This window comes from Mesobacillus sp. S13 (assembly GCF_020422885.1).
GTDB lineage: Bacteria > Bacillota > Bacilli > Bacillales > Cytobacillaceae > Mesobacillus > Mesobacillus selenatarsenatis_A.
On record NZ_CP084622.1, the window covers coordinates 2,439,551 to 2,464,512 of the forward strand.

At 42.6% G+C, this 24,962-nt stretch carries 22 protein-coding genes and 1 riboswitch; of the genes, 11 read left to right on the forward strand and 11 right to left on the reverse strand.

The window, feature by feature from the left end; all coding sequences use genetic code 11:
* Positions 1–276: 276 nt before the first annotated feature.
* Positions 277–1,146: a TetR/AcrR family transcriptional regulator gene (locus LGO15_RS12520; protein WP_226084940.1), complete on the reverse strand. Its 870-nt coding sequence runs from the start codon at positions 1,144–1,146 to the stop codon at positions 277–279.
* A gap of 185 nt (positions 1,147–1,331) precedes the next feature.
* On the opposite strand from LGO15_RS12520, the gene LGO15_RS12525 reads away from it, so the two are divergent.
* The 3 genes from LGO15_RS12525 to LGO15_RS12535 all read left to right on the forward strand — a co-directional run bounded on the left by LGO15_RS12525 (position 1,332) and on the right by LGO15_RS12535 (position 3,891).
* Positions 1,332–2,870: a DHA2 family efflux MFS transporter permease subunit gene (locus LGO15_RS12525; RefSeq protein WP_226084941.1), complete on the forward strand. Its 1,539-nt coding sequence runs from the start codon at positions 1,332–1,334 to the stop codon at positions 2,868–2,870.
* Between the two features lie 72 nt (positions 2,871–2,942).
* The gene (locus LGO15_RS12530; protein ID WP_226084942.1) at positions 2,943–3,281 is read left to right on the forward strand and encodes a nuclear transport factor 2 family protein; all 339 of its coding nucleotides are present in this window, start codon (positions 2,943–2,945) and stop codon (positions 3,279–3,281) included.
* A gap of 463 nt (positions 3,282–3,744) precedes the next feature.
* On the forward strand, positions 3,745–3,891 hold the full coding sequence (locus tag LGO15_RS12535; protein ID WP_226084943.1) for a hypothetical protein: 147 nt from the start codon (positions 3,745–3,747) through the stop codon (positions 3,889–3,891).
* Between the two features lie 21 nt (positions 3,892–3,912).
* Here LGO15_RS12535 and LGO15_RS12540 read toward each other — a convergent pair whose 3' ends face one another.
* On the reverse strand, positions 3,913–4,749 hold the full coding sequence (locus LGO15_RS12540; protein ID WP_226084944.1) for a GDSL-type esterase/lipase family protein: 837 nt from the start codon (positions 4,747–4,749) through the stop codon (positions 3,913–3,915).
* A 172-nt stretch (positions 4,750–4,921) separates the two neighbouring features.
* On the opposite strand from LGO15_RS12540, the gene LGO15_RS12545 reads away from it, so the two are divergent.
* On the forward strand, positions 4,922–6,289 hold the full coding sequence (locus LGO15_RS12545; RefSeq protein ID WP_167830748.1) for an MATE family efflux transporter: 1,368 nt from the start codon (positions 4,922–4,924) through the stop codon (positions 6,287–6,289).
* A 124-nt stretch (positions 6,290–6,413) separates the two neighbouring features.
* Complete coding sequence (locus LGO15_RS12550) at positions 6,414–6,947, forward strand: DUF1572 family protein (protein ID WP_226084945.1); 534 nt, start codon at positions 6,414–6,416, stop codon at positions 6,945–6,947.
* 13 nt (positions 6,948–6,960) lie between these two features.
* Here the strand turns inward: LGO15_RS12550 and LGO15_RS12555 are convergent, their stop codons facing one another.
* Positions 6,961–7,392, reverse strand: a complete 432-nt coding sequence (locus LGO15_RS12555) for a DUF4395 domain-containing protein (protein WP_226084946.1) — start codon at positions 7,390–7,392, stop codon at positions 6,961–6,963.
* Between the two features lie 172 nt (positions 7,393–7,564).
* Between LGO15_RS12555 and LGO15_RS12560 the strand changes: the two genes are divergently transcribed.
* Positions 7,565–8,584, forward strand: coding sequence for a VanW family protein (locus LGO15_RS12560; RefSeq protein WP_226084947.1), 1,020 nt, complete (start codon positions 7,565–7,567; stop codon positions 8,582–8,584).
* A 110-nt stretch (positions 8,585–8,694) separates the two neighbouring features.
* Positions 8,695–8,841 carry a hypothetical protein gene (locus LGO15_RS12565; RefSeq protein WP_167830752.1) on the forward strand — a complete coding sequence of 49 codons (147 nt, stop codon included), beginning with the start codon at positions 8,695–8,697 and terminating at the stop codon, positions 8,839–8,841.
* A gap of 100 nt (positions 8,842–8,941) precedes the next feature.
* On the opposite strand, the gene LGO15_RS12570 is transcribed toward LGO15_RS12565, so the two are convergent.
* The 6 genes from LGO15_RS12570 to LGO15_RS12595 all read right to left on the reverse strand — a co-directional run bounded on the left by LGO15_RS12570 (position 8,942) and on the right by LGO15_RS12595 (position 19,419).
* Positions 8,942–9,160, reverse strand: a complete 219-nt coding sequence (locus LGO15_RS12570; RefSeq protein WP_167830753.1) for a hypothetical protein — start codon at positions 9,158–9,160, stop codon at positions 8,942–8,944.
* A gap of 118 nt (positions 9,161–9,278) precedes the next feature.
* Positions 9,279–12,731 carry a methionine synthase gene (gene metH / locus LGO15_RS12575; protein ID WP_167830754.1) on the reverse strand — a complete coding sequence of 1,151 codons (3,453 nt, stop codon included), beginning with the start codon at positions 12,729–12,731 and terminating at the stop codon, positions 9,279–9,281.
* Positions 12,712–14,574 (reverse strand): bifunctional homocysteine S-methyltransferase/methylenetetrahydrofolate reductase, encoded by a 1,863-nt coding sequence (locus LGO15_RS12580; RefSeq protein WP_226084948.1) that lies wholly within the window; start codon positions 14,572–14,574, stop codon positions 12,712–12,714. The genes metH and LGO15_RS12580 overlap by 20 nt, the downstream gene beginning before the upstream one ends.
* Complete coding sequence (gene metC, locus LGO15_RS12585) at positions 14,571–15,755, reverse strand: cystathionine beta-lyase (protein WP_167830756.1); 1,185 nt, start codon at positions 15,753–15,755, stop codon at positions 14,571–14,573. Before metC ends, LGO15_RS12580 begins: the two co-directional genes overlap by 4 nt.
* The gene (locus LGO15_RS12590; protein ID WP_167830757.1) at positions 15,752–16,867 is read right to left on the reverse strand and encodes a methionine biosynthesis PLP-dependent protein; all 1,116 of its coding nucleotides are present in this window, start codon (positions 16,865–16,867) and stop codon (positions 15,752–15,754) included. The genes metC and LGO15_RS12590 overlap by 4 nt, the downstream gene beginning before the upstream one ends.
* A 174-nt stretch (positions 16,868–17,041) precedes the next feature.
* Positions 17,042–17,153, reverse strand: a riboswitch (SAM riboswitch).
* Positions 17,154–17,790: 637 nt separating this feature from the next.
* Positions 17,791–19,419: a M4 family metallopeptidase gene (locus LGO15_RS12595; protein WP_167830758.1), complete on the reverse strand. Its 1,629-nt coding sequence runs from the start codon at positions 19,417–19,419 to the stop codon at positions 17,791–17,793.
* Positions 19,420–19,672: 253 nt separating this feature from the next.
* Between LGO15_RS12595 and LGO15_RS12600 the strand changes: the two genes are divergently transcribed.
* The 4 genes from LGO15_RS12600 (at position 19,673) to LGO15_RS12615 (ending at position 23,506) form a co-directional block, all read left to right on the forward strand.
* Positions 19,673–21,415: a carbon starvation CstA family protein gene (locus tag LGO15_RS12600; RefSeq protein WP_167830759.1), complete on the forward strand. Its 1,743-nt coding sequence runs from the start codon at positions 19,673–19,675 to the stop codon at positions 21,413–21,415.
* A 58-nt stretch (positions 21,416–21,473) separates the two neighbouring features.
* Positions 21,474–21,737, forward strand: a complete 264-nt coding sequence (locus LGO15_RS12605; RefSeq protein WP_167830760.1) for a cory-CC-star protein — start codon at positions 21,474–21,476, stop codon at positions 21,735–21,737.
* Positions 21,738–21,748: 11 nt separating this feature from the next.
* The gene (locus LGO15_RS12610) at positions 21,749–22,714 is read left to right on the forward strand and encodes an ArsA family ATPase (RefSeq protein ID WP_167830761.1); all 966 of its coding nucleotides are present in this window, start codon (positions 21,749–21,751) and stop codon (positions 22,712–22,714) included.
* Between the two features lie 114 nt (positions 22,715–22,828).
* The gene (locus LGO15_RS12615; RefSeq protein ID WP_226084949.1) at positions 22,829–23,506 is read left to right on the forward strand and encodes a hypothetical protein; all 678 of its coding nucleotides are present in this window, start codon (positions 22,829–22,831) and stop codon (positions 23,504–23,506) included.
* A 517-nt stretch (positions 23,507–24,023) separates the two neighbouring features.
* Here the strand turns inward: LGO15_RS12615 and LGO15_RS12620 are convergent.
* Together LGO15_RS12620 and LGO15_RS12625 are read right to left on the reverse strand one after the other, a co-directional pair.
* Positions 24,024–24,797 carry a hypothetical protein gene (locus LGO15_RS12620; RefSeq protein ID WP_167830762.1) on the reverse strand — a complete coding sequence of 258 codons (774 nt, stop codon included), beginning with the start codon at positions 24,795–24,797 and terminating at the stop codon, positions 24,024–24,026.
* Positions 24,790–24,954: a hypothetical protein gene (locus tag LGO15_RS12625; protein WP_167830763.1), complete on the reverse strand. Its 165-nt coding sequence runs from the start codon at positions 24,952–24,954 to the stop codon at positions 24,790–24,792. The genes LGO15_RS12620 and LGO15_RS12625 overlap by 8 nt, the downstream gene beginning before the upstream one ends.
* Positions 24,955–24,962 lie beyond the last annotated feature (8 nt).

Sequence of the window (24,962 nt, forward strand, 5' to 3'; positions counted from 1 at the left end):
AAATTTCCAGTTCGCCAATAAATTTAAATTTTCGCCAATAAAGAGAGAGAAACCGCCAATAAAACGAAATTATCGCCAATAAAATTGTGAAAATTGCCAATAAAATGCATTAGCCATTATGATCTTATAGAACTGAACCATAGATTTACTCATTTTCGATTAGAAGGACAAAAACAAACTGCGGTAAAAAAATATAATTGTACGCAAGGGGAATCTCCTCAATAAATTCCTTAAAAAAACGTGGCAGAAAACAAAATCGTTTTCTGCCACGTTTTTTTATGCTTTTTCAAGCAGGTTCTCATCAATTAAAGCTTGTAAGTCGTTAATTTCATTGGCATCGACTTCTTTCATTGAATGAAGGACACTATCAATCAGGAATTTTCTTGGTGAGGATGAACGGAGGATTTCTTCCTCAATGAATTCAAGCTTCCTTATATAATCAGTGTTATTGCAGACTGGCTTTTTCAAGCGCGAGATGACTGTATGAATTTTAATCCTCCAGTCAAGTTCCTCTGATTTGGAAACAGGCAGCCACTTCTCCATGATTTCTGGTGCTACTAATTGTTCCCCGGAAAACACAAGCTCATCTAGCATATTCAAAATTCGAGTAACGCTATACCGAACAACAGGGTGCAAACTCGATGTTTCTCCGTTCGCTTTACGATGGAACCTGATGTTCTGGAGAAGGATGCCATTAAGCATGATTGCCGCATCAAGAAGATATGGCTGTGTACTTACGTCCGTTATTTGCCCAAGTCGTTCAGCGAACCAGCGTAATACCTTCATTTGTCCTACTTCGATGAATTGTTTCAGTTCTTTGTCTCCTGAGAAATACACTTCTTCAAAAAGAGGAATGATCTTATTTTCACGGTTAGCGTTCACCTGAAATTCGATTTGATTGATGAAAATTTCCGCGTCCCCAGGATCTTTACCAAGCAACATGCCATTCCGTTCATATTCCATCTTACGGAAAGCTGTTCTGAAAATATCCATAAGCAGCTCGTTCTTAGACGAAAAATAATTATAGAAGGTTCCTTTTGATATTCCGCTGAAATCCAGGATATCCTGAATAGAGGTGGTCTGAAATCCTTTTTCGATAAAAAGCTGGTGTGCTTTTTCAATTACATGGCGTTTTCTGTCGTTCATTTCATCACCCTGACCTTTTTTGTACCGGTTGTATAAAAAATATACTACATTAAATTTTCGGACATTACAAATCCCTTTGTAAAGGTGATTTAAAACCGTTGCAAAAATTGGACCGATGGTATATGCTAGTGTCTATGCAATTACATTGTTTACAAATTTGTGAACAATCTAGGGGGAAATAAAGAATGGAACAGAATATGAAAACACCTGACAAACCGCCCTATGGAATACTGGCGGTATTAATTGTTGGAGCATTTATTGCATTTTTAAATAATACATTGCTCAATATAGCTTTGCCTTCCATAATGACTGATTTGAAGGTCGAAGCAACAACAGTTCAATGGCTTACGACTGGCTTCATGCTTGTAAGCGGTGTGATGATCCCGCTTAGTGCCTATTTGATTCAAAAATATTCGGTAAGACGATTATTCTTGACAGCAATGGGTTTGTTTACAGCCGGTACGATTTTAGCCGGAGCAGCTCATATTTTCCCGCTTTTATTGGCAGGAAGGATGATTCAGGCTTCCGGGACGGCAATCATGATGCCGTTATTGATGAATGTTATGCTTGTCAGCTTTCCGATTGAAAAACGAGGAACGGCAATGGGTGTATTCGGTCTGGTCCTAATGTTCGCTCCAGCTATTGGACCGACACTTTCAGGGTGGCTCATCGAGCATTACGACTGGAGAATGCTTTTCCATTTTGTCACACCAATCGCAGCTATTGTCCTTTTACTTGGGTTCTTCATGCTAAAAGATAAAAAAGAAAAAGTACAGATGCGTCTCGACATTATCTCTTTATCCTTATCAAGTATCGGTTTTGGCGGACTGTTGTACGGTTTCAGCTCTGCTGGATCGAAAGGTTGGGACAGTCCGCATGTCTATCTGACACTGACAGTCGGGGCGGTTTCACTTATTGTCTTTATCCTTCGCCAATTAAGCCAGGATAATCCAATGCTAAACTTCAGGATCTATAAGTATCCAATGTTCGCTTTATCTTCTGTGATTTCAATGATTGTCACAATGGCCATGTTCTCAGGAATGCTGTTGCTGCCGATTTACGTACAGACCATCCGCGGAATTTCTCCATTGGATGCAGGATTGATGTTATTGCCCGGCGCGATTGCCATGGCGATCATGTCTCCTATCACGGGAAGATTATTTGATAAATTTGGCGGCCGTGCTTTGGCGTTAATAGGTTTGACCATTACGCTTGTGACTAGCTACTATTTCAGCAAGCTATCAATGGAAACAACATACACACAGCTGATCATCCTCTATACAGTTCGCATGTTCGGCATGTCGATGGTGAATATGCCCGTTAATACAAACGGACTTAACCAGTTGCCTGCACGTTATTATCCACATGGCACGGCTATGAACAATACGATGCAGCAGGTATCCGGAGCAATTGGAACAGCATTGCTGGTCACTGTCATGTCCATGCGCGCGGAATCATATGGGAAAGAATTAGCTGCTTCAGCGCTAAAAGAGGCTTCAGCAGCAGGAAATGCCGTAACACCTGCAGTTCAGGCAGAAATGCAACAGCAGATTGCCATGCAGGCTATGCTCCACGGAATCAATGACGCATTTTATGTCACTGTATTTTTATCAGCCATCGCTTTGGTACTTGCTTTCTTTATCAAACGAGCTACACAGGCAGAAGACACAATTGGCAAAAAATCCCCAGTTAAGAAGCAAAGTGCTAAATTGGTCAATAATTAATTCATTCCCCCTGTTTCCAGGGGGTTTTTGTATAATTGGAAGTGAACTCATTCTAACCGAGGAGACCGGATTATGGAAAAAATATCAGAAATGCTCGCGCAAAAGCAACTTGATGCCTATAATAAACAAGATTTAGAAGAGTTTTTATCTGTGTATAGTGATGATGTGATCATCATGGATTTTCCCGGCAATAAGGTAATGACTAAGGGCATTGATGAAATGCGGATAAGATATCGCCAGCTTTTTAAGGAGCATCCAAATAATCATGCGGAATTATTGGCAAGGATCGTCCATGGCAATAGAGTAGTCGACCATGAACTTGTCACAGGCAGGGCAAATTCCACACCCAAAAAAGCTGTCGCCATATATGAAATAGATGGCGAGAAGATAGCAAAAGTATGGTTTTTATAAAATGAAAAAAATAAAGCCAGCACTCCTATTAACATCAGGATGCTGGCTTTATTTCTTTGTGGCGAACGAATATAGGTGTTGCTCAGGGTGAATCAATTCGTCATTTCAAAACTGTAAAAGCTGACCATTACAGGTTCAGTAATACCATTATAATTTCGTTTTCAAAGGGGAATCTATCCTTAAATAAACAGAAAAAAGAAGTGAGGCAGCTGGAAATTAGCAAAGGCCGCATCCTCTTGTTACACAAATTGTTTATTAGAAAGATTAATTCGCATGAATACCGACGGATGATGAACAGACTTAACCTGCCTCTGCTTGGTGAAGGACCTGATTATAGGCTGAAAACTATGTGGTGAAATCCATGAGTAACGTCATTCTGATTGAAGACTTAAACATTCTCAGAGAAAAAAATCAATGAGTTGAAGTTCACTATAGATTGAATCATGAAAGGAGGTCTGCCGATATGCATAAGGATAAAGCAGGTCACGAGAGTGAGGTAGCTCAACTATTCGGACTGGATGAAGAAACAAGTTTGCAATCGGTTAATTTTGCGACAACTGAAAATCCTCTGTTAAATGAATATTTCCAGGAGGAACAGGAAAATAAATAAAAGCCAGGCGTAAGGCCCAGCTTAATTTTCGCGGTTTGCCAGTACGGCATCCGCTTTCTGCTGTTGTTGAAATTGCTTTAGCATCTGACTTGATATTGCCGTATTCCCTGATAGGTTCGGGTGCACTCCATCACTAGCCAGGTACTCGAGGTTTTTGCTGTTAATGACATTCGTGGTTTGAACCACGATAGAAGACGATGTGTTATTTGCAGCTTCGTAAATCATTAAATTCCACTGCGGAAGAAGCTTATCTGCCAATGAGTAAAATTGATGATCTGCTGGCATCGGGTTATAAAGCTCCATGAGGACGATCGTTGCTGATGGATTCAATTCTTGAATTCTTGAAGTGATTTCAGCAAGGTTTTGAGAAAACACTTCCTGCAGACTGTCGAAGGATTTAAGGGTACTATATATATCGCTCTTTTTGACCAATTTAAGAATGTCATTGCCACCGACGTTGACAGTGATGATGTCAGCCTCTTTGATTGCTTCGTCGTACACTCCATCCTGAACCAGAACGTTCAGCCTCTCGCTTGTAATCCCAATCACACCTTCATTTTGTGAAAGAACTTGTTTGCCAGTTTCCACACCTAGCTGGGAGGAGAATTGACTGATGATATTTTCTTCATCCGGGATTCGGTATCCACGGATAATTGAGTCACCGAGTGCAAGGTGATTGATGGTACTTTCAGAAGAGGTACGATAATAATCTATATAAGTGAGCTTATTAGTCTTTTCAGTATTGGGTGCATGTTCCTGCTTGATTTTGTTTATCTGGTATTGTGGATAATAGATCCAGGCGGAAAACGACAAAAGAGCAAGCAAAGACGACAGAAGAAGAAATTTGATGATTTTCATGGTGAATCACTCCTCGATATACTTCTATTGTATCAAGGATTGCAAAGGAAATAATTAGGGGGGTATTTCCATTTTTAAAATAATAATAATATTTCGTGATTCAAAAAAATTTCGGTTCCTGAAATGATATTTTGTTATAATTATGTAATTACTATATTCAAGGAGTATACAGATGTACCAGACATATTCGACAAAAGAGAAAATAAAACAGATTTTTGTCATGTTGATCCCAATTTTAATCACTCAATTAGGCATGTTTTCAATGGTTTTTTTCAACACCATCATGTCGGGAAAGTATAATTCCTCAGATCTTGCAGGTGTTGCCATTGGATCCTCGATCTGGAGTCCGGTCTTTACAGGGCTCAGCGGGATCCTTCTTGCTGTATCGCCAATTGCAGCTCAGCGATTTGGTGAGAAGAAGGGAAGAGAAGTATCTTCTATCCTCACCCATGGTATTTACTTAGCTTTGATGATTGCTGTACTTGTCATCATCCTGGGGGTTTTTCTGCTTAATCCAATTTTAACCGCGATGAATCTTCCGGAAAGTGTCCATGAAACGGCATTTCGCTATCTGGCTGGTTTAAGTTTTGGTATAATACCACTATTTATTTTTAATGTATTGAGATCATTCATATACGCTCTCGGAAAAACAAGAGTGGTCATGTATATCCTTCTCATGTCATTGCCACTCAATTTCTTTTTGAATTACGTCTTGATTTTCGGCCACTGGGGTTTTCCTGAATTAGGAGGGGCCGGAGCTGGTTATGCCACGTCGATCACTTATTATGTGATAGCAGGTTTGACAGCGTGGGTGATCATCAAGCAACGGCCATTCTCGGAGTTTGTCGGGTTGAAATACTTCAAGGAATTTTCCGGTGAAAAAGTGAAGGAGATTCTGAAAATCGGTGTGCCGATGGGATTATCGATTTTCTTTGAGACCAGCATGTTTGCTGTTGTCACAATTCTTATCAGCAAATTCAACATTACGACAATTGCTGCCTATCAGTCAGCACTGAACATCGTTTCCTTTTTATATATGATCCCGATGAGTATTTCGATGGCTCAAACTGTACTGGTTGGTTTTGAGGTAGGTGCCGGCCGTTATGAAGATGCCAAAGCATACAGCTGGATGGGCATTTATCTCGGCGCCATTATCGCTGTTGGAGCAGGACTGCTTGTCGTTCTATTCCGATATAAGGTAGCCGGGTTTTACTCGAATGAACCCGCGGTCATTGCTTTAACAGGCCAATTTTTGATTTATGCATTGTTCTTTATGATATCTGATGCCATCCAGGCCACTGCACTAGCCGCCTTGCGCGGATATAAAGATGTGAATATATCCTTTATCATCACATTGATCGCCTACTGGCTCATCTGCCTGCCGGTCGGCTACCTGCTGGCACACAACACCGGCCTAGGAGCTTCGGGATATTGGGTAGGGTTGACAATCGGATTGCTCGCGGCAGGGATATCCTTATCGTTGAGATTGATCTTTATCCAAAAGCGTCGTTTTAATGCTAAGTTGGCAGAGGTTGTTTAATTTGAGTGAGGTTCCAATCGGAATCTCGCTTTTTTTATTTTTTTAAAAAAATCCTGATACTGGAAAAAACAAAGAAGGAATTCTCGCTTTTTGAAGGAATAAATATTTTATGGAGGTGTTGAAAATGGGTTATTTAAAGTTGGCCACAGAGAATTTCAAAAGCATAAAAAATCAGTCCGAAAGAGCAATGGAACAATTGAAGTTAGAGGAGCTTCACTATTCGCCAACCGAAGAATCAAACAGCATTGCCATTATTGCGAAGCATATGAGCGGCAATCTCAAATCAAGATTCCGTGACTTTTTGACAAGTGATGGTGAAAAGCCCGACCGCGACAGGGACGGGGAATTCGAAGGTGCATTTCAAACGAGAGAGGATTTATTTTCTCATTGGAATGCTGGCTGGAATATACTTTTCCAAACACTTTCGCAGTTATCACAGGAAGACTTGGATAAAACAGTCTACATTAGAAATGAACCCCACACCGCAATTGAAGCGATTCAACGTCAGGTTGTCCATCAAGCATCTCATGCTGGACAGATCGTCTATTTAGCGAAGTTGATCAAGAATGAGGAATGGAGCACACTCAGCATTCCAAAGGGGAAATCACGGCAATTTAATGCGAATATGATGTCGGCTCTAAATAAAGAAGAGACCTAATAGAAGGCCTCTCTCAAGAATTGGCAGCATGTTTCTTTGGTTTGTATTTAGAGTATTGAAAACGAATGAAGCAGCCGATGCAAAATCCCAGGATTGCTATAAAAGCGGCTAACGCTACCATGATCGTAAAAATGTGTCCCAAAAACGTTAAACCAGCGGCATAGGCAATAAGTCCGCCTGCTAAGCAGCCAACAGCGATTTTTTGATTGAACTGCTGTTGATCCCAGTCTTCCGGGATATAGTCTGATTTTTTCTTTCTAAGAAAGGTGCTCGCTATTTTCATTACCGGATTATATCCAAATAGCAGTCCTGAGATTCCTGCGAGAAGCGGCAAAGCCAGGATCCATTCTAAGCCTGTTAACCATGTGCTAATGACACTTACGACAATAAACCACTGATTGGTTCTAACCAGCGGCCTAGGAATCGTACGAATTTGGGTAGTCATATTAATTCCGACCTTTCTTATTGGTTTATATGTATTTTATCTTTTTTTCTTAAAAATGTGAAGCCATGAGTATTTATTTTTATTTTCCAGAGAACTTTAGGAAATATGGAAAAGTATTCCTGAATATAATAGAATGCTGGATTTTAATATATAGAGGAATGATGGGGGTAGTATGGGGAGAAAAATGAAGGTTATTTGGCTGTTGATTGTTGCGGTATTCATTGGATTGACTGGCTGTACCCAACCTACAGCAGAGAAGGCTGACACTGAGAAAAAGGTGATTGAACAGGAAGGCGAACAAGAAAGAGAAAATGCAAATGACAAAATTGAGCCTGAGGAAGAAGAAAAAGAAGAAGAGGCTGAACCGATTGTAGTGCATATTATCGAGCCTACCACTCAAGAAATAATCAGATCACTTACACCTATTGACATGGGTTATGGAAGCGATGATGAAAAGTATAAAGCTGAATTGGCAAAGTGGGCTAGTGAGTTGGCTCGTGGTACTGATACGACTACAGGATATGACCAAAGGATGATCCCAGATAAACTTGGTCAGGGTGGCCAGGTGATAACGGGGAGTCCTTTAATCATTTTGGAAGAAGCTGAACTAGTGGAAAATATTATCCAGGCTTCAGAAAAAGGAGGGAATGTCGAGCTTCCGCTGTATGTGACCGCGAGCGGATATGAACTTAGTGATGCTGGGCAGCTTGCTGAGGTAGTTGTGGGTAAATACACAACCTACTATAACGCATCCGTTGCTGGCAGGACGAAGAACATCGAGCTGTCAGCAGAGGCAATCAACAATGTCATCCTGGGAGTAGGAGATGTATTTTCTTTCAATACGACTGTAGGTCCTAGTGATGAAGCGCATGGATACCAGCCTGCTGAGGAAATTGTCAATAAAAAGCTGGTCATGGGAATAGGCGGAGGCATCTGCCAGACCTCGTCTACTTTATACAACGCTATTGATGTAGTTGGTGTCGGGTATGTAGAAAAACATCATCACTCACTATCTGTTGGCTATGTCCCAGAAGGAAGGGACGCAACGGTTTCCTATGGAGGCAAAGACTTCAGGTTCGAGAACACAACAGGTGTGCCTCTTTTACTGAAAGCAATCGTTGGAAAAGGATCTTTGACAGTAGAAGTGAGGACATCAAAGGAATACGAAGCACAAATGAAAAAAGGCGTATAGAGGTCTGAAAAACAATCCGCCAAAAGACGTAGAAAGAATCAATCGGATGGTGAATGTTTCCATATTTAAATTCCCTTATTCTTAAATTAAGAACAAGGGAGGCGAACGATATGGAAATGAATTATTTAGCATTAGAATATATTTGGAACACAAAGAAAGAAGAAATGAAAAGGAAAGATGAATTTCGTGAAACGTATAAACTTTATAAGCGTTTTAATTGGAACAATCCGCTAAGGAGAGAGAAGAGGTCAGAATAATGTTGCCTCAGGCCTTAGCATAGCAAAAAAACAGCGGCTAAAAAATAAAGCCGCTGTTTTCTTATTTTAGTTCAGCCAGGACTTCCTGCATCCTATTCTGTCAGGAGGTTCGCTTTTTTTCGTTTACATTCACCAAAAGGCCGCGTTTGATCCAGTAATCAAAATTATCCAGCGGAAAAACACTTCGATTCTCCGTGTTATTCATCTTGATGATCACACTGCTGTTTGAAACCTCCAAAACCCTCAACCTGTCTGAATTGTACATATTCGGCAAAAACCCATGTTGAATTTCAAACTCCATATTGTTTTGATATTCCATAAAAAAAACCTCCAGCATTTCTTCATGGAAATAATATTTACCAATTCGTGATTATTTATCCATTATTGAAATCATAAAAGCAAGAAGGGGGGTACCCTCTTGCTTCAATTCACCTTTCTTAATTCTTCAACACATTGAAATATCTTGCCTCTGGATGGGAAAATACGATTGCTGTAACTGATGCTTCAGGTTCCATCATGAACCCCTCGGTCAACTGAATACCGATATCTTCTGGTTTGATCAAGTTAAAAAGCTTCCGTTGATCTTCTAAATCAGGACAGGCAGGATAGCCGAATGAGAAGCGCTGACCTTGATACTTAGCGGCAAATCGGTCCTTCATTGTCATATCAGGCGTGTCTGGGAAACCCCATCGATCCCGGATTTGGCGGTGGATCAATTCGGCAAACCCTTCTGCCGTCTCGAGTGCAAGTGCCTGAAGAGCATGGCTTTCCAGGAATCTGCCTTCGTTTTTCAGCTGTTCTGCCGCCTGGCGTATTCCGGCTCCTGCTGTGACAGCGAACATTCCGACATAGTCCTTTTCCAAATCACTGACAGGGCGGACGTAATCTGACAGACATAGCCCCGGAGAAACCTCTTGTCTCGGGAATTCAAAAGCCTCGATCATTTGATCATGCTGTTCTGGATTAAATATATATAGACTATTTCCATCTGCTTGGGCAGGGAAGAACTGATAGACAGCAGCTGGTTTAATCCATCCATTTGCTTTTGCTTCTTTTAGCAAAGATTCAACGATTTCATTAAGCTTAATTGCCTTTTCATTTCCTTCAGCAAGCAATTTATCTACCTTTCCCTTTAATCCGAGATGGTGCCCTATCAGCATTTGCTGGTTGATATAAGGCTCAATATGGGACAGGGAGTATGATTTAACCAAATGCCTTTTTGTATCTTGTGGAATAAATACCGGTGCCTTTGCGATTACCTTTGGACGTTCCAAAACGGTTATAGCAGAAGTGCGGCCAGCTGCTGAAAATTCTTGCTTATTCATTGCAGCTTCTTGTTTCGCTTTATGTTCTGTTAAAAATTGTTCGTACCCGCCCGGCTCCCTGAGTTGATTTGCGATTGACAGCCCGTTCATCGCATCTTTTGCATATATTACAAGTCCGTCATACTCTTTGGCGATTTTTGTATCTGTGAATTTCCGGGATAAAGCAGCACCACCCACCAGGATGGGTGTATCGATTCCAGCTTGCTTCATATCATGGGCAGTCAGCACCATCTGCTGAGCGGATTTCACTAGCAACCCTGAGAGACCAATGATATCAGGCTTTTCCTTTTTAATCTTCTCAATAAGGGCAGTAGGGGTAACCTTGATCCCAAGGTCAACAACATCATAACCATTATTGCTGAGGATAATATCCACCAGGTTTTTTCCGATATCATGGACATCACCTTTTACTGTGGCGAGAAGCACCTTTCCCTTTGCAGCAGTTGAATCATTTTTCTCCATATGAGGCTCCAAATGAGAAACTGCAGCTTTCATGACTTCGGCACTCTGAAGGACCTCGGCCACAATCAGCTGATTATCATTGAATAGCCTGCCAACTTCCTTCATCCCGTCCATCAATGGACCGTTGATGATGTCCAGCGGGGCAGGGAAGGTTTCAAGAGCAGCATCTAAATCCGGAAGAAGGCCTTCTTTCGTGCCTTCAACTACATAATAGGCGAGTCTTTCGTGCAGTGTCATATCTGGCAGGGTGCTTTTTGTTTCCTTCTTTTTATCACGGTAAAAATCAGTGAAATCTGCAAGTGTCTTATCTGTTGTATTGAATAATAAGTCCTCGGCCATTTTTATTTCAAGTGGACTTATTGAAGCAAAGCGTTCAAGTTTTTCCGTGTTCACAATGGCGTAATCCAGTCCAGCCTGGGTGCAGTGATAAAGAAATACAGAATTTAATACTTCACGGCCAACAGGAGGGAGGCCAAAAGAAACATTGCTGATTCCAAGAATCGTTTGTGTTTCCGGGAGCGCTTCCTTAATCCTCCTGATTCCATCCACGGTTGCTTTCGCTGAGCCAATATACTGTTCATCACCGGTGCCGACAGGGAAGACGAGCGGATCAAAAATCAAATCCTGGGCCGGAACTTTGTATTTATTGACTAACAGATCATAGGATCGTTTGGCAATCTCCAATTTTCTTTCAGCTGTAACACCCATGCCCTCTTCATCAATCGTTCCGACCACCACTGCAGCACCATATTTGTGTATAAGAGAAGCTACTGACTTGAACCGATCTTCTCCATCTTCCAGATTGATGGAATTAATGATCGCCTTACCCTGGGAATAACTGAGCGCTTTTTCGATGACTTCATCATCAGTAGAATCAATCACAAGCGGCGCCTTCACTTTTTTAACAACTTCCTTTATGAATCCTTCCATATCTTGAAGCTCATCTCTGTCCGGGTCCGCCAGACAGATGTCGATGACATGAGCCCCGTTTCTGACCTGAGCCCTTGCAATTTCAGCTGCTTCCTCCAATTTCCCTTCTGAAATCAGGCGCTTAAACTTCCGTGATCCAATTACATTGGTACGTTCACCAACCATAATTGGCCTTAGTGTTGGATCGTCATAGATGAAAGGCTCGATCCCCGAAACCATATGAAGTTTATTTTCTTCCGTCTGCCTTGGCAGGCTTTGCTGCATTTTTTCAGAAATTGCCTTTATATGTGCTGGAGTAGTGCCACAACAGCCGCCAACAATATTAAGCCAGCCTTCACGGGCAAAATCGGAGAGCTTTTGGGCAAGCGTGTCAGGTGTTTCATGATATTGACCTTCCTCATCTGGCAGGCCCGCGTTCGGATAACAGCTGACAGCAGAAGTCGAAAGGGAGGCTAGTGAACGCAGATGTTCCTGCATGAATTCCGGTCCAGTTGCGCAGTTCAGTCCAATCGCAATCGGATTCATATGCTGCACTGAAATATAGAAAGCTTCGATCGATTGGCCAGCAAGTGTCGTTCCCATTGGTTCGATGGTGGCGGAAATCATAAGAGGGAGCTCTTTGCCACTTTTCTGAAATGCACGCTGGATTCCCGTATAGGCTGCTTTTATGTTTAGCAAATCCTGGCTTGTTTCAAGCAATAGCAAATCAACATTGCCATCAATCAGGCCTAGAGCCTGTTCTTCGTAGGAAGCAGACATCTCTTCAAAGGTTGAACCCCCAGTCACGCTCAGTGTTTTGGTTGTCGGTCCCATAGATCCTGCCACAAATCGAGGCTTGGAGGGTGCTGAGGACGCGTCAGCAGCTTTTCTGGCAATAAGAGCCGCTTCCTTGTTGATTTCGTATGCTCTATGGCCCAGTCCATATTCATCTAAGACAAGGCTTGTGGCACCGAAGGTATTGGTCTCAACGATGTCTGCGCCAGCTTCAAAGTATTCCCGGTGTATATTTTCAATTACATCTGGTACGGTTAAATTCAAAATTTCGTTACAGCCTTCATATTCTTCTCCGCCAAAATCCTCTGGAGTCAAATCTGCCTGCTGGAGCATTGTTCCCATCGCGCCATCCATGATCAGGATTTTCTTCTTCATCTGTTCAGTTAACAACGTTGACATTTTGTTTCCTCCTCTTTAGAAGGCTGCTGTATTCATTAGCGTAGCTGGACAATTCGACGCTCATTTCATAATTCATAAAAGGGGTGATGATATAGATTCCATTAAACAGTTCTGCTGCAGCCTCAATCAAACCCTTTGTAATCGCTATTCCTTCCCTTTTCGATTGCAGTGGTTCATTATTAAATTTCGCCATAATGTCACGGACTTCCTGTGAAATCTTGATGCCAGGAACCTCATTATGAAGGAATTCCGCGTTTCGGCTGCTCGTAAGCGGCATTAGTCCGATGAAAATAGGAGCATCGATGTGCTTCGTCGCTTCGTGAACATCCAGAAGCATTTTTTCAGAATAAACTGGCTGGCTGATGAAATAATGTGCACCAGCCCGGATTTTCTTTTCCATCCTCAAGACAGCCTTATCGATGGAACGGACATTCGGATTGAAAGCTGCACCTATTGAAAAAACTCCTTTTTGTCCTAGATCTTTTCCAGAGTAGGAAAGGCCCTCGTTAAACTGAGTGATCATTTCAATTAACTCAAAGGAAGAGACATCAAATACAGAAGATGCTCCTGGAAAATCACCTACTCGGGCAGGATCCCCGGTAACGGCTAACACATCATGCAGCCCAAGTGTATGCAAACCCATTAAATGAGATTGAAGTCCTATGATATTGCGGTCACGGCATGTTAGATGCACTAGCGGGCGCAAACCGACTTTTTCCTTCACAAGCTGTCCGATTGCCGCATTCGAAATCCTTGGCGAAGCAAGTGAATTGTCAGCCAGGGTAATGGCATCAATCCCTGTATCCTTTAGTGCTCTTGCTCCTTCAAAAAATCGAGTAGTATCCAGTTTCCGAGGTGAATCAAGCTCCACGATTACAGAAGGGCGCTCTTGTACTACTTGATGAAGCGGAGCCACCGGCCTTTTTATATCAGTGGGAGTGACAATAATTTTCGGTTTTTTTTCTGGGATTTGCTTATTTAACACCGGTGCTGAACCCTTTAACTCATCAGCAAATGCCCTAATATGTTCAGGCGTCGTTCCGCAGCAGCCGCCAATCAGCCTTACGCCCTGGTTCCGGAAACTGTGGGCCGACTTACCGAAATATTCAGGATCGCCTTCGTAGTGGAATTTACCATCCGTATAAGCAGGCAAACCGGCATTAGGATAGGCTGAAAGAAATGCCTTAGAAGGCAGCTCAATCTGCTCCAGGCTTGAAATCATATGATGAGGTCCAAGCCTGCAGTTTAGGCCAACTAAATCTGCGCCAAGATCTTCGAGTCGATGGAATGCCTCCTGAAGGGGAGTTTGATCCTGCATGATCCCAATTTCCTGAAGGGAAACCTGGGCGATGATCGGCAAATTGGTTTCCTTTCTGGCAATTTCGAGCACAGTTTCGATTTCTTCCATATCATAAAAGGTTTCCAGCAGCAGTCCATCTACACCCTCAAGAAGAAGGCAGTATAGCTGCTCCCTGAAACTTCTCTTGATTTCCTCAATGGGGATGGCAGATGGTCTTATACCACGGTTCCCGCCAATTGTTCCAAGTACATATGCATCAGTGCCTGCTGCCTGGCGGGCGAGCTTAACTGCCGCACTATTAATCTCTTTTACCTGGTCCTCGAGTCCATATCTTTCAAGTTTTATATAATTTGCTGCGTAGGTGTTCGTCTGAATCAAATCGGCACCTGCATTGATATAAGCTTTATGGATCTGGATGATGTCATCAGGATGCGAAACATTCAACTCCTCATAACAAGTACCGGCTCCATAAGCGTGGAGGAGAGTCCCGATCGCTCCGTCGGCAATTAATATTTCATTTTCCAGGCGTTTCAGAAAACTCATTTGGCTTCCTCCTTTTTTACTGCAAAAATCCCTGCACTATTCAAAGCTTGGTCAATGTCCGCAATCAGGTCCTCTGCGCTCTCTAGCCCTACTGAGAGCCGGAGGAGGCCATCACTGATTCCGCGTCTTTCACGTTCATGCTGCGGCATGGCTGCATGGGACATTTTTGCGGGGTAGGAGAGGATGGACTCAACCGCTCCAAGACTAACTGCAAAAACAGGCAGTTTCAGTTGTTCTATAAATCTAGATAAAAGCTCTGAATTCTCAAGTACAAAAGATAATACAGCTCCGGGTCCATAAGCCTGCTGCTTTTGAATGCCTGACTGAGGGTGGTTCAGAAGACCAGGGTAAAAAACATTCTTGATGAAAGGCTGTTTATGTAAAAATTCAGCGATTCTCTTGGCGCTTTCCTGAGACTGATTCATTCTGACCGACAGAGTCTTCATGCCTCGCATCACAAGCCATGCATCCTGTACTCCCAAGACTGCACCGAATGAGTTCTGAAGGCAATACAGCCTTTTTGCCAGTTCTTCATCCTTGACTACTGCTAGACCCGCGACCGTATCACTATGGCCGGATAAAAACTTTGTGGCGCTGTGAAGGACAATATCAGCTCCGAGTTCAAGAGGACGCTGCAAGTAAGGTGTCATGAAAGTGTTGTCGACAAAGGTTAGGGCACCGTGACTCTTCGCTATTTCGCTGATCGCGGCAATATCCGTTACTTTTAACAGGGGGTTGGAAGGCGTTTCTGCATATAGCAGGGCTGTGTTTGGCCTGATCGCTTGTTCCACTGCCTCAAGGTCGGTCATATCGACAAAAGTGTGCTCTATACCAAAACGATTCAACACCTGTGTCACCATCCGGTATGTTCCTCCATAAACATCCTCGGTGACGACCACATGATCTCCCTGCGAGAGAAGCAAAAATGCCGTTGAAATAGCAGCCATGCCAGATGAAAAAGCAAACCCGCGGACACCGCCTTCCAGTTCGGCTATAATTTCCTCTAGTGCCTCTCTGGTGGGATTAAGGCTGCGGCTATAATCATATTTTCCGAACTCATCCGCAGAAAACTGATGGAAGGTAGAGGCATGCTGGATGGGCACACTCACTCCGCCAGTGGCTGGGTCTACTTTATGTTTGTTATGCAGCAACTGGGTTTCGAATGTATATCGATGGCTCATAAAACTTCAACCTCCAGGCGTGCTTTATTGAATGAATGATCCAAGTCAGATTTCAAATCCTCCACATTTTCGATTCCCACCGAGAACCGCAGCAGCCGTTCACAAACACCCGTTTTTTCTCGTATTTCTGCCGGGATGTCAGCATGTGTCTGTGTTGCAGGATAGGTAATAAAGCTTTCAACTCCGCCAAGACTTTCAGCAAACGTGATGACTGATAGACTTTGTAAAAATGGATTGACCATGGCAGGGGAGTGTACCCTGAAAGAAATCATTCCGCCTCTTCCGGGATAAAGGACATCCTTCACTGCAGGATGATGCTGTAAATAACTGACCAATTCACTGGCATTTTTCTCATGGCGTTCCATTCTTAATGACAATGTCTTCATACCACGAATCAGCAGCCAGGAGTCGAATGGACTTAAGACCGCTCCGCCGCCATTATGATGGAGGAAGAGGGATTCACATAGGTGCTCACCCTTTGCCACGATCAGCCCAGCAAGCACATCATTATGACCGCCAAGATATTTAGTTGCACTGTGAATGACGATATCTGCTCCTAAAGTCAATGGTTTTTGCAGCAGGGGAGTGTAAAAGGTATTATCAACAATCAGAAGAATACCGTTTTCTTTAGCAATCTTGGCAATTGCTTCAATATCAGCTTGTTCCATCAGCGGATTCGTCGGCGTCTCTACAAAAAGAGCCTTCGTCTTTTGTGTTATGGCCGATTTGACTTCGATTAGATCAGACATGTCAGTATAAGTACTGGTTAATCCCCATTTTTTGAAACCTTGTTCGAGAAGACGATAAGTGCCTCCATATAAATCCTTAGAGACAATCCATTCATCTCCGTGCTCGAATAGTGAAAGAACGGTCCAGATTGCTGCCATTCCGGAGCTGCAGGCAAAGCCGCGATCACCCTCCTCAAGGTCTGCGATCGCCTTCTCAAGAATTTCACGAGTAGGATTGCCGGTGCGGACATAATCATAGCCGCTTGATCGGCCGATCCCTTCATGACGATAGGCTGTAGTCAAATAAATTGGTGGATTGACAGCTCCTGTTATTGTTTCACTCCTGTTTCCAAGCTGCGCAAGCTTTGTATCGATTTCTGCCAATAGACTCACTCCTAATGATGTAGTGGAGGGCAATTTTTGTTTTATGAGAAAAGACGAGATCTTCGACTTAAAACAGACAGGTACCACATGAGCTCCAGAAAACAATGCGGGAAGTCCTTGATAAAACAAAAAAAGCCTTCTTAAGAAGAAGACTTTTACAGATGATAGCCATTCTTCTTATCTGCCAAGTTAAAAAACTTGCTGGAATTAGCACCTTTTCAACAAACAAGGTTGAAGGTTGCTGAAGCTTCATTGGGCCAGGACCCTCAGCTTCTCTGGATAAGATTTCATAATATTGAATTATTAAATTTCTCTAAATATTACAGCTATTCAGGGTCAATGTCAATCATTTAATTAAAGCGGTAAAGTAAATAGGTAAAAAATCATGGTGGGTGTGCGAATTAGTTTGTTTTTGATAGATTCTGGGGGATAAGGGGGCTACTGCTGTCATGAATCTGATGTTATTATGATAGGTTTTCAGATTAAAGGCATAACTCTGTCAAGAATCTGCTGTTTTTATGACAACTTTTCAGCTTATGGACGCAAACCTGTCAAGAATCTGCTGTTTTTATGACAACTTTTCAGCTTATAGGGGCAAACCTGTCAAGAATCTGCTGTTTTTATGACAACTTTTCAGCTTATAGGAGCAAACCTGTCAAGAATCTGCTGTTTTTATGACAATTTTTCAGCTTATAGGGGCAAACCTGTCAAGAATACGTTGTTCTTATGACAGCTTTTCAGTTTATATGGGCAAAGCTGTCAAGAATCTGCTGTTTTTATGACAGCTTTTCAGTTTATGGAGGCAAACCTGTCAAGAGCACCCCAGCACCCATTCCAAACAGCAAGCCTCATTTTCAAAAGAACCCTATAAAAAAACTAGCTCACCTCTAAAAGATGAGCCAGTCTTGCTTAATAGATAACTATTAATAAACTCCTACAGCATCAAAGGCTTTATTGACAGCATTTACTTCTGCGGAGGTGGATCCGTAAAGATCTTTTGCTGCTTGTACAGCTCCGGCTCGTGCCTGGCTGAAGTTAGTGGAAGATGTGAAATAGACTGTGTTTGCTCGGTAGAAAATCGCGCCCATTTTATCCGTTCCTACGCCTGGTACAGATACTCCATAATGCGAACCGCCTTCGCTCAGAAGGTAGGCAGCTTTATTGATGATTCCGCTGTTGATATGGACTCCACCATTATCCGATGTGCCAGTGTAACGCACAGAATAGTGGTCCGGATCACCATATTTAGCAGGATCGCTCATGGAACGAAGGGCATCACCGGCTTTATTTGGTGTGTAGATATCTTCACCGATTTCAAAATCAGGATTATTGTTGTCATGGAATTCAGCAAGCGTACCGAAGATATCAGAAATCGCCTCATTCAAAGCACCTGATTCATACTGGTAAACAAGGTCCGAACTGAAATCAGTCACAGCGTGTGTCAGTTCATGTGCCACTACATCGAGTCCGCCGGAAAGTGGGATGAATGTAGTTCCATCTCCATCACCGTATACCATTTGCTGGCCATTCCAGAAAGCATTGTTATAGCTTCTTCCATAGTGGACAGTGGATTTCAAAGCTGCCCCCTTATTGTCATAAGAATTACGGCCAAAAGTATTTTTATAGTAATCATAAGTTAGCCCTGCATAGTAGTGAGCATCTACTGCGGCACCGTCATAAGAAGCGTTCAAATTATTATCAGCATCCACCCAGAGGGAACCTGGCGTTCTCTGGCGATTCTTTGCATCGTATGTGAATACTCCATTTCCACGTGTATTATCCTGCAAATAATAAGAGCCGCTTGAAAGAAGAGTATTCAATGTTTTGGTGTCTCCAAGAACTCCTACGCCAGATCCAACAGTGTTTGTTCCACTTAAAGAAGGATTGGTTTTCCCTGCAGTGTGTAGGGCATTGTATTTATTGATGATTTCCCCAGTTGCTGCGTTGACAAAATACTGGTAATTACCTGGTTCAGGACTAAGGAAATTCAACGTGACATGGTAAGCGTATACTGCTTGTTCCTCTCCAGGATAAACAACCAATTCAGCGGATGGCGCAACTTCATAATCAGGTTTGAAACCTAAGTCGCCTTCAGCAACAGAGATGGCGTCTCTTTGGGATTTTTTATTGGATGCCTTAACAAGTTTGTTATCAAGTCCTTTGCTGACCGTTCCGCTAAGAACTTTAAGAACTCCCGTTTCGTCCACTCTTGCAGCCTGTGTTGCTCCCCAGACAGGGACACCATTATATACCTGTTGAAGGCGGACTACATCTCCACCAAGTTTATCTGCTTCCTGTGATTTAACGACAAAACCATCATTTGTTCCCAGGTTGTATTTTCCTTTTGAAGTTTTCAAGTATCCAAGAACAACGTCCTTTGCTGGTTTTTGGGATGGATTCGTCAGCTTCCCGGCAACAAATTCAGGAGCGCCATGGCTTTTTGTGAACTTCTTTGAAGCTGAATCCGTTGGGGCAGCAAAGCCTGTTGCCGCAACCAATCCGCTTAATGCCAAACTTGCCGTTAAACTTAAGGAAACTACTTTCTTTTTCAAATAAACTCCTCCTAAAATCAAATTCTAGCTAATAATAATTAGTAGATTATCATATTTATACTTCAATAGTCTGAACATTTCAACAACTAAGTCGCAAAATGTCGAATTATCATGTTGGGAAATTTTTTGCGATATGAGAAAAGGGGATATAACAAAATTTCAATAAAAGTAGTCAGAATTTATTGACTAATTCACCAATATATTTTTATTATTAAGTTGTAGTACCAACTCATAAAAAGGGAGGTTTTAATCAATGAACTCTTTATGGTTAGCCGTGATCGGGATGATTGTCTTTGCGATTGGCTATCGATTCTATTCCAAGTGGGTAGCAGAAAAGATTTACCGTCTCGATCCGAATTATGTGACACCGGCACATCAATATTCTGACGGGGTTGATTTTGTCCCAACAAAGAAAATGATCCTTTGGGGACATCATTTTACGTCTGTAGCCGGTGCGGCACCAATTGTAGGGCCAGCAATCGCCGTATATTGGGGTTGGCTGCCAGCATTCCTGTGGGTTACTTTGGGCACGGTCTTTGCTGCAGGTGTCCATGATTTCGGAACTCTTGTCCTCTCAGTCAGGAATAAGGGGCAGTCAGTAGGGACCATCACCAATAAACTGATTGGCAAACGCGCAAAAATCATGTTCTTATTCATTATTTTAATACTTGTTTTGATGGTCAATGCTGTTTTTGCATGGGTCATTGCCAACCTGTTTGTAAAATTCCCTGCGAGTGTTCTATCTGTCTTCCTTCAGATCCCGCTTGCAATTTGGATTGGTTACGCAGTTTATAAAAAGAAGAAGGGAATGCTTGTACCTTCATTGATAGCTCTGGGAGTCATGTATGGGGCGGCAATCCTTGCAAGCCGTGTGCCTGCACTCCAAATTGATCTTGTGAAGTACTTTGGCGGAGCGGATAATACTGTACTGTTCGGTCTTAGTGGTGTGTCAATGGCATTCCTGGTCTGGATTGTCGTTTTGATGGTGTATGTTTACATCGCCTCGACTTTACCTGTCTGGAAGCTTCTCCAGCCTCGCGATTACATCAATTCACACCAATTGGTTGTAGGTTTATTTATTTTATATGCCGGGCTGGTTTTCCTTCAGCCTGAGGTTACAGCTCCTGCTATGAATGCTGCGGCTACCGATGTTTCCTGGTTCCCGCTTTTATTCATCACAATTGCATGCGGGGCAATTTCAGGTTTCCATGGACTTGTTTCTTCAGGAACATCCTCCAAGCAGCTTGAAAAAGAAACCGATGCGCGGTTTGTTGGTTATCTCGGAGCAGTCGGTGAAGGGGTACTTGCCCTGATCGCTATCATTGCGGTAGTCACCGTATTTGCAACAAAAGCAGATTTTACTGCTGCTTATTCTAGCTTTGCTGCTGCAAGTGCAGGAGGCCTTGGCAACTTCATCAATGGTGCTGCACAGCTTGCAACTGGAATCTGGATTCCTGCAGATATTGCAAGGACGATTGTTTCCATTATCGTTGTCAGCTTTGCTGCTACAACATTAGACACATCCGTAAGATTGATGCGTTATATCATCGCTGAGATTGGAAGCGAGTACAACGTCCAGGCTTTGACAAAAACTCATGTAGCCACGACTGTAGCAGTTGTTTCAAGTGCTGCACTTGTACTATTGCCAAAGGGACCAAACGGATTCGGTTCTGGTGGATACCTGTTGTGGCCATTGTTTGGAACGAGCAACCAGCTTTTGGCAGGTGTAAGTCTTCTCCTTGTTTCCATCTGGCTGAAACGTCAGGGAAGGAATTATCTTGTCACCTTCATTCCAATGGTTTTTGTATTCTTCATGACACTCTGGGCAATGATTCAGCAGGTCATTTTCCAGTGGTCTGGTTATGGAAGCGGCGAGTTGAATATGCTGCTCTTTGGCATCGGCGGACTGATCCTGATTTTTGTATTCTGGATCATCCTCGAGGCAATCTCTGCTTTTAGTAAGAACAATCCGCCGCCTATAGGCAAGGAAATGTAAGTTAGTGGAGGCCGGGTGACCGGTCTCTATTGTCATTTTGGAAAGGGGGTAAAGCATAGTGGGATTCTATGACCAATTCAAACGCGCCATCGCTGTATACGATGAAATCCTCAGGCAGCCGCACAGAACGGAAATTGCCCGTGAGTTAAGAGACGAAGAAGACCTTTTTATGCTCCTTTGTTTTTCGGAAATGCTCGGCCTGCCTAACCCGGCATTTTACTATACTTTGGAACTCTACCCTGTCATTATCGAACGTTTCCATGATTGGCATCTGAGGGCTGGTATGGAGAAATCCCCGCTTGAAGGAATACGCTGCTGTTAGGAGGAAGTGTTATGACTATGCTGGATAAGAAGATATATTTTATTGGCGGAAAAGGTGGTGTTGGCAAAAGTACAACATCAGCAGCCATGGCGCTCTTGCTTGCGCAAAAAGGGAAGAAGATCCTGCTGGTTTCAACAGATCCCGCCCATAATACCGGGGATTTATTTCACCGGAACTTCACTGGTGGAAAAATTGAAAGAGCAACTCGAAACCTTGACGTTCTGGAGATCGACTCAGAACAGGAGTCCAGGAACTACATCAATGGTGTAAAGGGAAATTTGAAAGGACTGGTGAAAGCGACCATGCTGGAGGAGGTCAACAGACAGATTGATATGGCCGCATCCTCGCCTGGGTCAGAAGAAGCAGCACTGTTTGACAAAATCACCTCATTGGTTCTGGAGGAAATAACAAATTATGATGCCATTGTTTTTGATACAGCACCGACAGGTCATACAATCCGGTTGCTGACTCTGCCGGAGTTGATGGGTGTCTGGATGGACGGGCTGTTGGAACGGCGGAAAAAGGCGAACGAAAATTACGCGCAGTGGATGAATGATGGAGAAGTCGTTGACGACCCTTTATATGACAAGCTGAATGAACGAAAAAATCGATTCAAACGCGTTAGGGAAATCCTGCTTGACGGTAGACAAACAGAGTATGTATTTGTACTGAACGCCGAACGTCTGCCAATACTTGAAACAGCCAAGGCAATAGAAACACTTCATCAGCATGGAATTCATGTGAACTCCATCGTTGTCAACAAGGTTATCCCTGAGGAGGCAGATGGAAGGTTCATGGCACAAAGGAGATCGAACGAAAGATTGTATCTAGATGAAATCGCAGAAAAATTCAAAAATCAGAGACAAGTTTTCCTTCCGCTCCTTGAGCAGGATATTTCCTCACTTAGCTCCCTGGAATTAATTTCAGGACTTTTGGGAAAACAAATTGATATGAACATAGAGCAAAGTCAAAAGTAGAGTTTTTATTGCATAAATTAGGGATATATAAAAGCATGGTTAATTTTTTGGGAAGTATGGAAACATATGCTATTGATAGCGAATGGAAACTGCGGCACAGAAAGGGGCATGAAAATGAGGCGAATCTTTGCCGGCTCGATTACATCTTATAGTCAGTTCGGACATTTGAAGGTCCCTAAAGGTATAAGGAATATCTGTCCTGTTTGCAAGGAGAAGGTGGAGTTTGTACTTAAGTCGACGTATCAGAGCAGCAAACATGGACTGATGACTGAAAGTGTTTGCCCCTCATGTAAAAATAGTGTTCCATTTGTGATCATTACGAGGGAAAACATGACACAGCCTGAAGTATACATATATGATCCACAAAGCTCAACTGATCCAACAAACCAGATCCAGCACATTCCTAAAATACCAGAAGAATTGGTCAGGGCCTATAAATCAGCAGTCAGCGTCTATCTTTCAAAAGAAAATACAGCAACTGCTGTATTGGCCAAGCGGGTTCTTGAGAATGTACTGAAAAACTTTCTGGGGGATAAGGCAAAGGGCTTGACTCTTGACCAGCAATTCGAAATGCTGCCGGACCATATTCATTTGGATAGAGCAGTCACTTCATTAAGCCCTTTGATGAAACCTGAAGGGGCGCTCCATAAGATGCTTGAGTTGGAATACGAGATGGATGATGAAATGACTGAACTAATCATGGATTTACTGGAAGACTTAATTCAATATCTGTTCGTATTGCCAGGAAAAATAGAAATGACCCGAGAACAAATTGAAAAAAAGCTAAATTGACTTTCACAGCTTCCTCTGGGGGGGCTTTTCTATTCATTATGATGAATTCCCGTCAGCCAGATCATGATGGACAAAATCACGACTATATCGATAGAAAATGTCCATCATCAAGGATATGATGGACAAAAATCATGACTTCATTCTAAAAAATGTCCATCATCAAGGATATGACGGACAAAAACCAAGACTTCAAGTCAAAAAATGTCCATCATCGACGCTATGATGGACAAAAATCATGACTTCATTCTAAAAAATGTCCATCATCAAGCATATGACGGACAAAAATCATGACTTCATTCAAAAAAGTGTCCATCATCACGCTATGATGGACAAAAACCGCGACTTCTTTCGAAAAAAGTGACCATCAACGACACAATGACGGACACAATTACGCCCATATCGAAAAAAATGTCCGTCAGCCAGGTTTTAACAGCCACAGAATAAGAGAATGTCAGACTTTACGCCATCCATTTTGGATGGCGTTTCTCATTCACTGTACAGACCAGCTCCAACTTCACTAAGGAGCCGCTACTTTCAGCAGCTTGAAAAAATCTTCCCGGTTATTTGCCTCATAGAGCAGTCTTTCATGATTGAAGATGGCATAATACGGCAGTGCTTCGATTGTTAAATCGGGGAATTGCTGGCGTGCTTCTTCAACATTATTCACCTGCATGGAATGAGCTTTATGAACATACTTGTTGTTTACCTGTTCAAGAGCCCAATTTTGCTGCTGTGCGTCTGGCAGATATAGCTCCAATACAGCCAAATAGCCTTTTTCTTCCGCGAGCTGGGATTGATAAGAAATCACTTCTTCTAGGATGATTGGAAAAGTATAATGATAGACTTGATCTTGCCTGCCGGCTTCTATGATTACCGTACTTAGTCCAGCCACATTGTTAAAAGTATAGGTATCATCAAAAATCGTTTCTAAAGGAAGTGGGCCCAGTTCCAAATCTCCTCGTGAGCGATAAACGGAAACAGTTTCAATCCCGGCTTTTTCAGGTAAAGTGATCTTCAACTTGCTGAATGGTTTTACGTTTACAGGAAGCAAATCATGAAACAGGATTGGTGGCTCATCCTGGTCGACTACAGGTCCGATTCCTTTTTCCACCCAGGAAAACGCACCTGATTTATACAATACTTCCTGACCGTCAATCGTGATGACAGCTTTCGGTATACTAGTAGATGCTTCTTTTTCCTGCTCTGGCACTCGTGAATTGAAGGTATCCAATGTATAAATTAATAAGACTGAAATAAGGACGAGTGCGTAAGGAAGCCATTTTTTATTCAAGGCTATCATTCTTCGATGTTAACATGTTTTCGATTTCTTCAACTGTTGGCGGAGTCTTTGGATTTAAGAACTCATACAATCGGTCAACCTTTCTATGCAGTCTTATAACATCAATAAGGATGAGAACGAGCAAAATTACGATGATCCATAATAACATATACAACA

Excerpts from the sequence above, each read along its gene's own strand:
- LGO15_RS12610 (WP_167830761.1), top strand. The coding sequence starts at position 21,749 with ATGACTATGCTGGATAAGAAGATATATTTTATTGGCGGAAAAGGTGGT.
- LGO15_RS12520 (WP_226084940.1), bottom strand. The coding sequence starts at position 1,146 with ATGAACGACAGAAAACGCCATGTAATTGAAAAAGCACACCAGCTTTTT.
- metC (WP_167830756.1), bottom strand. The coding sequence starts at position 15,755 with ATGAGCCATCGATATACATTCGAAACCCAGTTGCTGCATAACAAACAT.
- LGO15_RS12540 (WP_226084944.1), bottom strand. The coding sequence starts at position 4,749 with ATGAAAATCATCAAATTTCTTCTTCTGTCGTCTTTGCTTGCTCTTTTG.
- LGO15_RS12525 (WP_226084941.1), top strand. The coding sequence starts at position 1,332 with ATGGAACAGAATATGAAAACACCTGACAAACCGCCCTATGGAATACTG.
- LGO15_RS12600 (WP_167830759.1), top strand. The coding sequence starts at position 19,673 with ATGAACTCTTTATGGTTAGCCGTGATCGGGATGATTGTCTTTGCGATT.
- LGO15_RS12550 (WP_226084945.1), top strand. The coding sequence starts at position 6,414 with ATGGGTTATTTAAAGTTGGCCACAGAGAATTTCAAAAGCATAAAAAAT.
- LGO15_RS12555 (WP_226084946.1), bottom strand. The coding sequence starts at position 7,392 with ATGACTACCCAAATTCGTACGATTCCTAGGCCGCTGGTTAGAACCAAT.
- LGO15_RS12625 (WP_167830763.1), bottom strand. The coding sequence starts at position 24,954 with ATGTTATTATGGATCATCGTAATTTTGCTCGTTCTCATCCTTATTGAT.
- LGO15_RS12615 (WP_226084949.1), top strand. The coding sequence starts at position 22,829 with ATGAGGCGAATCTTTGCCGGCTCGATTACATCTTATAGTCAGTTCGGA.
- LGO15_RS12580 (WP_226084948.1), bottom strand. The coding sequence starts at position 14,574 with ATGAGTTTTCTGAAACGCCTGGAAAATGAAATATTAATTGCCGACGGA.
- LGO15_RS12530 (WP_226084942.1), top strand. The coding sequence starts at position 2,943 with ATGGAAAAAATATCAGAAATGCTCGCGCAAAAGCAACTTGATGCCTAT.
- metH (WP_167830754.1), bottom strand. The coding sequence starts at position 12,731 with ATGTCAACGTTGTTAACTGAACAGATGAAGAAGAAAATCCTGATCATG.
- LGO15_RS12535 (WP_226084943.1), top strand. The coding sequence starts at position 3,745 with ATGCATAAGGATAAAGCAGGTCACGAGAGTGAGGTAGCTCAACTATTC.
- LGO15_RS12570 (WP_167830753.1), bottom strand. The coding sequence starts at position 9,160 with ATGGAATATCAAAACAATATGGAGTTTGAAATTCAACATGGGTTTTTG.
- LGO15_RS12545 (WP_167830748.1), top strand. The coding sequence starts at position 4,922 with ATGTACCAGACATATTCGACAAAAGAGAAAATAAAACAGATTTTTGTC.
- LGO15_RS12560 (WP_226084947.1), top strand. The coding sequence starts at position 7,565 with ATGGGGAGAAAAATGAAGGTTATTTGGCTGTTGATTGTTGCGGTATTC.
- LGO15_RS12565 (WP_167830752.1), top strand. The coding sequence starts at position 8,695 with ATGGAAATGAATTATTTAGCATTAGAATATATTTGGAACACAAAGAAA.